The organism is Aeromonas caviae (genome assembly GCF_000819785.1).
GTDB classification, from domain to species: domain Bacteria; phylum Pseudomonadota; class Gammaproteobacteria; order Enterobacterales; family Aeromonadaceae; genus Aeromonas; species Aeromonas caviae.
On record NZ_CDBK01000039.1, the window covers coordinates 1 to 1,055 of the forward strand.

At 59.2% G+C, this 1,055-nt stretch carries 1 protein-coding gene; it reads left to right on the forward strand.

Features of this window, described 5'->3' with window-relative positions; genetic code table 11:
• Window positions 1-15 precede the first annotated feature (15 nt).
• Window positions 16-1,055, forward strand: a 1,040-nt coding sequence (gene pykF / locus BN1120_RS05260; RefSeq protein WP_042015047.1) for a pyruvate kinase PykF, incomplete at its 3' end; no start/stop codon positions are given.

The following is a 1,055-nucleotide window of genomic DNA, read 5'->3' on the forward strand; positions in this document are numbered from 1 at the left end:
ACCATGAAGACTGACATGAAAAAGACCAAAATCGTCTGCACCATCGGTCCCAAGACCGAATCCAAAGAAATGCTGGGCAAGATGCTGGATGCCGGCATGAACGTCATGCGCCTGAACTTCTCCCACGGCGACTACGCCGAACACGGTGGTCGCATCAGCAACCTGCGCGCTGTCATGGCCGAAACCGGCAAGCACGCAGCCATCCTGCTGGACACCAAGGGTCCGGAAATCCGCACCATCAAGCTCGAAGGCGGCAACGACGTCTCCCTGGTCGCCGGCCAGACCTTCACCTTCACCACCGACCAGACCGTGGTGGGCAACAAAGACAAAGTCGCCGTCACCTATGCCGGTTTTGCCAGCGACCTGCGCGTCGGCAACCGCATCCTGGTTGACGACGGCCTGATTGGCCTGGACGTCATCGAAATCACCGAGCGCGAAGTGATCTGTAAAGTGCTCAACAACGGTGACCTGGGCGAGAACAAGGGCATCAACCTGCCGGGCGTCTCCATCAAGCTGCCGGCCCTGGCCGAGAAAGACAAGCGCGACCTCATCTTCGGTTGCGAGCAAGGCGTTGATTTCGTTGCCGCCTCCTTCATTCGCAAGAAAGAAGACGTGCTGGAAATCCGTGAGCACCTGAAAGCCCACGGCGGCGAGAACATCCAGATCATCTCCAAGATCGAAAACCAGGAAGGCCTGGACAACTTCGACGAGATCCTGGCTGTCTCCGACGGCATCATGGTTGCCCGTGGCGACATGGGTGTCGAGATCCCGGTGGAAGAAGTGATCTTCGCCCAGAAGATGATCATCGAGAAGTGCAACAAAGCCCGCAAAGTGGTCATCACCGCCACCCAGATGCTGGACTCCATGATCAAGAACCCGCGTCCGACCCGCGCCGAAGCCGGCGACGTGGCCAACGCCATCCTGGACGGTACCGACGCAGTCATGCTGTCCGGTGAGTCCGCCAAGGGCAAGTACCCGCTGGAAGCCGTGACCATCATGGCCACCATCTGCGAGCGTACCGATGCCGTGATGCCGTCCAACCTGTCTGCTGCCAA